A 5452-nucleotide genomic window follows, 5' to 3' on the forward strand; every position below is an offset into this window, starting at 1 on the left:
GGCCCGGAGCTCGCGCCATTCCTGCTGCAGCAGAGCCTGTTCGGTGTCGCGCTGCGCGCTGACCGAGACATATTCACCGAGTGCCATTGAGACCGCGCCGGCGGCCAACCCGGCGATTCCGGCGGTCATGATCGGGCCGCGCGCCACCGTCGCGGCGGCGACTCCGACGACGATGCCCGCCGTCGAGACAATCCCATCGTTGGCGCCCAGAACCCCCGCGCGAAGCCAATTCAGGCGTGCCGAGACCGAACCCCGATGAGGCTCATGCGGATGGGACACGGGGCAAGATTAGACAACGTCACCGAGTACCGTCGCCGTATGGGCACCAGCGAATCGGTCCGGCCGCCGTGGTGGCTCAAACCGGCCAACAAGCTAGTCATCCGAATGTCGCGGTTGGGCCTGAGTTTCGGCGGCGAGAGCCCGGTCGTGTTGACGGTGGCCGGGCGCATATCGGGACGTGACCGCTCGACTCCGGTCACACCGATGGCTGTCGGCGGCCGCGAGTACGTCGTCGCGGGATTCCCCGGTGCCGACTGGGTGGCCAATGTCCGGGCCGCCGGCGAAGCAACCGTCGCCCGCGGCCGAAGTGTCCGACGGGTCAGAATGGTCGAACTGTCCGCTGACGATGCCCGCCCGTTGCTGCGGGTGTTCCCCGAAGAGGTGCCCACCGGAGTTGGTTTCATGAAGCGCGCCGGCCTGGTGACCGAAGGCCGACCGGACGAATTCGAAGCATTGGCCGGCCGCTGTGCGGTCTTTCGACTGGACGGAATTCAATAATCTTGAGCGACAATCCCTTTCACGCTGATGAATGGAAGCCGGTCGATGGATTCGGCGACCTGACCGATATCACCTATCACCGGCACGTCGCTGACGCGACCGTGCGGGTGGCGTTCAACCGGCCCGAGGTGCGCAACGCGTTTCGCCCGCACACCGTCGACGAGCTCTACCGCGTGCTCGACCACGCCCGGATGTCGCCCGGCGTCGGGGTGGTGCTGCTGACCGGAAATGGGCCGTCACCGAAAGACGGCGGCTGGGCGTTCTGCTCCGGGGGCGATCAGCGCATCCGCGGCCGCAGCGGCTACCAGTACGCAAGCGGAGACACTGGCGACACTATTGACGCCGCAAGGGCTGGAAGGCTGCACATCCTCGAGGTGCAGCGGCTGATCCGCTTCATGCCCAAGGTGGTGATCTGCGTGGTCAACGGCTGGGCCGCGGGCGGTGGGCACAGCCTGCACGTGGTGTGCGACCTGACCCTGGCCAGCCGCGAGCACGCCCGGTTCAAGCAGACCGACGCCGACGTCGGCAGCTTCGACGGTGGCTACGGCAGCGCGTACCTGGCTCGACAGGTCGGCCAGAAGTTCGCCCGCGAGATCTTCTTCCTCGGCCGGCCCTACACCGCCGAGCAGATGCACCACATGGGCGCGGTCAACGCCGTCGTCGACCACGCCGAGCTGGAGTCGGAAGCCATTCAGTGGGCGGCCGAGATCAACGCGAAATCACCTCAGGCGCAACGGATGCTGAAGTATGCGTTCAACCTGCTCGACGACGGGCTGGTGGGCCAACAGCTGTTTGCCGGTGAAGCCACCCGGCTGGCATACATGACCGACGAGGCCGTGGAGGGCCGCGACGCGTTCCTGGAGAAGCGGCCGCCGGATTGGAGCGCGTTCCCGCGCTACTTCTGACGAGACGTCGTCGATATCGACGCCAGCGCGAAGAAGTGCGAGAGCCCGTCACGCTCACGTCGATCTGGGCGCCGGTCGCCGCCACCTAGACTCCTGACCTGTGAGTAAGAATCCACTGCGCCGATTGGCCGAGCAGATCACGCTGGCCAGCATGCGCCCGCCGCTGACCCCGCGTCTGCTGCCTGGGTCGGGCGCCGCCAAGGTCGATCTCGCCGGCAAGCGCGTCATGATCACCGGCGCCTCGTCCGGCATCGGCGAATGCGCCGCCGAACAATTCGCCCGCCACGGCGCCACCGTGGTCGCGGTGGCGCGCCGTCAGGATCTGCTCGACGAGCTGGCCGGCCGCATCACCGAGAGCGGCGGCAATGCGACGGCGATCTCCTGCGACCTGTCCGATCTGGACGCCGTCGACGCACTGGTCGCCGATGTCGAGCAGCGTCTCGGCGGGGTGGACATCTTGATCAACAATGCCGGGCGGTCCATCCGACGGCCGCTGGCCGAGTCGCTGGAGCGCTGGCACGACGTCGACCGGACCATGGTGCTCAACTACTACTCCCCGCTGCGGCTGATCCGCGGCATCGCGCCCGGGATGCTCCAGCGCGGCGACGGGCACATCATCAACGTCGCGACGTGGGGCGTGTTCAGCGAGCCGTCACCGTTGTTCGCCGTCTACAACGCATCGAAGGCAGCGCTGTCGGCGGTCAGCCGGGTGATCGAAACCGAATGGGCGACAAGGGGTGTGCACTCGACCACGCTGTATTACCCGCTGGTGGCCACCCCGATGATCGCGCCGACCAAGGAATACCAGGGTTTGCCGGCGCTGACCTCCGAGGAGGCCGCGGGCTGGATGATCACCGCGGCGCGCACCCGCCCGGTCCGGATCGCGCCGCGCATGGCGCTGGCCGCGCAGGCGATAGACACCGTCGTTCCGGGGCTGGCGACCACGATGATCAGGCGGCAGCGGCTCCAACCGAACAACCCGGCGTGATAGACACGACAACATGGAGATTCTCGCCAGCCGGGTGCTGTTTCGGCCGGTGGATTACCAGCGGTCGCTGGGCTTCTACCGCGATCAGATCGGTTTGGCGATCTTCCGCGACTACGGCGCGGGGACGGTGTTCTACGCCGGCCAGTCGCTGATCGAGTTGGCCGACCATGGCGCACCGGAAGACTCGGCCGGACCTTTCCCCGGCGCGCTGTGGCTTCAGGTGCGCGACGTGGTGGCGACGCAGAACGAATTGGAAAGTAGAGGCGTCACGATCGCGCGCGAGGCCCGTCAGGAACCATGGGGTCTGCACGAAATGCATGTGGTCGATCCCGACGGCGTTCTGCTGATCTTCGTCCAGATTCCACCGGAACACCCACTCCGCCGCGACACCCGCGGTTAACGTGATGAGCTCCGAAGTTAACCCCAGACGAACATCTGACAACGACCAGCGATATACCTTGGATTACCCTCACCGTTCTTTCGACAACTGCACCCAACTACCCCCAGAATTAGGCCCGTGAACCTTCAGTTGTTCCTTCTGATCATCGTCGTGATCACTGCCCTCGCTTTCGATTTCACGAACGGCTTCCACGACACCGCCAACGCCATGGCCACCTCCATCGCGAGTGGAGCACTCAAGCCGAAGGCCGCGGTAACGCTCTCGGCTGTGCTGAACCTGCTGGGAGCGTTCCTGTCGACCGCGGTCGCCGGAACCATCGCGAAGAATCTGATCGACGGTCACCTGGTCAAACCCGATTTGATCTTCGCCGGGCTGGTTGGCGGGATCGTCTGGAACCTGCTGACTTGGCTGCTGGGTATCCCGTCGAGCTCGTCGCACGCCCTGGTCGGCGGCATCATCGGCGCCATGATCGCCGCGGTCGGCGGGCATGGCGTGATCTGGACCGGCGTGGTCTCGCTGGTGCTGATCCCGGCCCTGGTCTCGGTCATACTGGCGGGGGTCGTCGGCGCGGTTGGCACCTGGCTGGTCTACCGACTCGACCGCGGCGTGCCCGAAGAGCGCAGCGAAAATGCCTTCCGCCGCGGCCAGATCTTCTCGGCCTCCCTGGTCTCGCTGGCCCACGGCACCAACGACGCGCAGAAGACGATGGGTGTGATCTTCCTGGCGCTGATGTCCTACGGCGCAGTCAGCCGGGCGTCCCACACGCCCCCGTTCTGGGTGATCCTGGCCTGTGCCTGCGCGATGGCGCTGGGCACCTACACCGGCGGCTGGCGGATCATCCGCACCATGGGCAAGGGCATCGTCGAAATCAAGTCGCCGCAGGGCATGGCCGCCGAATCGTCCTCGGCGGTCATCATTTTGCTGTCGGCTCATTTCGGCTACGCGCTGTCCACCACTCAGGTGGTGACCGGCTCGGTGCTCGGCAGCGGGGTGGGCAAGCCGGGCGCCGAGGTGCGCTGGAGCGTGGCGGGCCGGATGGCCGCCGCGTGGCTGATCACCTTGCCGTCCGCCGGCCTGGTCGGTGCCGTCACCTACTACATCGTGCACGGTGTAGGCGGCTACCCTGGCGCGATCCTCGGCTTCCTGCTGCTGGTGGCCACGGCCACGGCGATCTACCTGCGGTCGCGCAAGAGCAAGGTCGATCACACCAATGTCAACGCCGAGTGGAAGGGCGACCTGACCGCCGGTCTCGACGAGGATGGCCGCCCAGGCCTCGCCGGCGCCCCCTACACAAACAGCGAGGCTGCCGGTGCCGCTGCATCCACCGAGAGCAAGAAAGCAGGCACGCTATGAGCCACTGGTTCAACTACGAAGCCTCACTGAAGATCCTGCTCTTCGGCCTGATCCTCGGCAGTGGACTGCCCGCGCTGTTCGCGCTCGCCGTGAAGGTGGGTGCGGTGGGCGCCGGCATCCAGGGCTCCGACGGCGCGGCCGTCGCGCACAAGAACCCGGCGCTCACCGCTATCAGCTACGCGATTTACGCATTGGCGCTGGTCGCGGTCGCGATCGGCGTGCTCTACGTCGCACGTGACGCCCTTGGGGCGTGGACCGGCGTTTACCTTCTTGGGGCGAAGCCCGCGTAAAGTCGGAATTTATTCAGTTTTGAGGCTTACCGACCGTCCGACGGGGGAAGTGGACTCATTGTGAACCGATTCCTGACTTCAGTGGTCGCGTGGCTTCGTGCGGGCTACCCAGAAGGCATTCCGCCGACCGATTACGTCCCCGTGCTCGCGCTGCTGTCCCGCCGGCTGAGCAACGACGAGGTCAAGTTGGTGGCCCGCGAACTCATGCAGCGAGACGACTTCGACCACGTCGACATCGGCGTGCTGATCACTCAACTCACCGACGAGCTGCCCTCTCCAAAGGACGTCGAGCGGGTGCGGGAACGGCTGGTCGCCAAGGGCTGGCCGTTGGACGACGCCCGCGACGACGAGGAGACGGCCGGATAGCCGTCCTGCGTGCGTTCGCCGTGGCGCAGGGCTCCTCGGCGAGCCCATTGCTGGCCGAGCTCGACGACGTCCTGAACGGCCGAGCATCCGCGGTGGTGCCGGTCGGTGCCGACGACTCCGCATTGGCGGCGCTGCGGGTGGGCGAGGAGATCGACGACGACATCGCGCTGGTGGTGACAACGTCGGGCACCACGGGCACCCCGAAAGGCGCGCTGCTGACCGCCACCGCGCTGACCGTGAGCGCCGACGCCACGCATGACCGGCTGGGCGGCCCGGGCCGGTGGCTGCTGGCGTTGCCGCCGCATCACATCGCCGGCATCCAGGTGCTGGTGCGCAGCCTGCTGGCCGGCACCGTCCCGGTCGAGCTGGACGT

General features: G+C 66.7%; 8 protein-coding genes and 1 pseudogene. 8 read left to right on the forward strand and 1 reads right to left on the reverse strand.

Annotated features, from left to right (window positions below):
* Positions 1 to 279, reverse strand: a 279-nt coding sequence (locus WAN02_RS13720) for a VIT1/CCC1 transporter family protein (RefSeq protein WP_422264742.1), incomplete at its 3' end; no start/stop codon positions are given.
* 39 nt (positions 280 to 318) lie between these two features.
* Here WAN02_RS13720 and WAN02_RS13725 point away from each other — a divergent pair.
* From WAN02_RS13725 to WAN02_RS13760, 8 genes and pseudogenes are all read left to right on the forward strand, one after another.
* Positions 319 to 777 (forward strand): nitroreductase family deazaflavin-dependent oxidoreductase, encoded by a 459-nt coding sequence (locus WAN02_RS13725; protein WP_422264743.1) that lies wholly within the window; start codon positions 319 to 321, stop codon positions 775 to 777.
* Positions 778 to 779: 2 nt separating this feature from the next.
* Positions 780 to 1682, forward strand: a complete 903-nt coding sequence (locus WAN02_RS13730; protein ID WP_422264744.1) for a 1,4-dihydroxy-2-naphthoyl-CoA synthase — start codon at positions 780 to 782, stop codon at positions 1680 to 1682.
* Between the two features lie 100 nt (positions 1683 to 1782).
* Positions 1783 to 2670 carry an SDR family oxidoreductase gene (locus WAN02_RS13735; protein ID WP_422264745.1) on the forward strand — a complete coding sequence of 296 codons (888 nt, stop codon included), beginning with the start codon at positions 1783 to 1785 and terminating at the stop codon, positions 2668 to 2670.
* A gap of 13 nt (positions 2671 to 2683) precedes the next feature.
* Positions 2684 to 3070: a VOC family protein gene (locus WAN02_RS13740; protein WP_422264746.1), complete on the forward strand. Its 387-nt coding sequence runs from the start codon at positions 2684 to 2686 to the stop codon at positions 3068 to 3070.
* Between the two features lie 117 nt (positions 3071 to 3187).
* Positions 3188 to 4406 (forward strand): annotated as a pseudogene (locus WAN02_RS13745) (inorganic phosphate transporter); the annotation flags it as partial.
* 13 nt (positions 4407 to 4419) lie between these two features.
* The gene (locus WAN02_RS13750; RefSeq protein WP_422264747.1) at positions 4420 to 4713 is read left to right on the forward strand and encodes a hypothetical protein; all 294 of its coding nucleotides are present in this window, start codon (positions 4420 to 4422) and stop codon (positions 4711 to 4713) included.
* 60 nt (positions 4714 to 4773) lie between these two features.
* Positions 4774 to 5079 (forward strand): DUF3349 domain-containing protein, encoded by a 306-nt coding sequence (locus WAN02_RS13755; protein ID WP_422264749.1) that lies wholly within the window; start codon positions 4774 to 4776, stop codon positions 5077 to 5079.
* Positions 5080 to 5150: 71 nt separating this feature from the next.
* Positions 5151 to 5452 (forward strand): AMP-binding protein (locus WAN02_RS13760; protein ID WP_422264750.1); only part of this gene is annotated, 302 nt, incomplete at its 3' end.

This window comes from Mycobacterium sp. (assembly GCF_049281135.1).
In the GTDB taxonomy this organism is placed as follows: domain Bacteria; phylum Actinomycetota; class Actinomycetes; order Mycobacteriales; family Mycobacteriaceae; genus Mycobacterium.

Bases quoted from the DNA above. Each gene is read 5' to 3' on its own strand.
- WAN02_RS13750 (WP_422264747.1), top strand. From the start codon at position 4,420: ATGAGCCACTGGTTCAACTACGAAGCCTCACTGAAGATCCTGCTCTTC.
- WAN02_RS13740 (WP_422264746.1), top strand. From the start codon at position 2,684: ATGGAGATTCTCGCCAGCCGGGTGCTGTTTCGGCCGGTGGATTACCAG.
- WAN02_RS13725 (WP_422264743.1), top strand. From the start codon at position 319: ATGGGCACCAGCGAATCGGTCCGGCCGCCGTGGTGGCTCAAACCGGCC.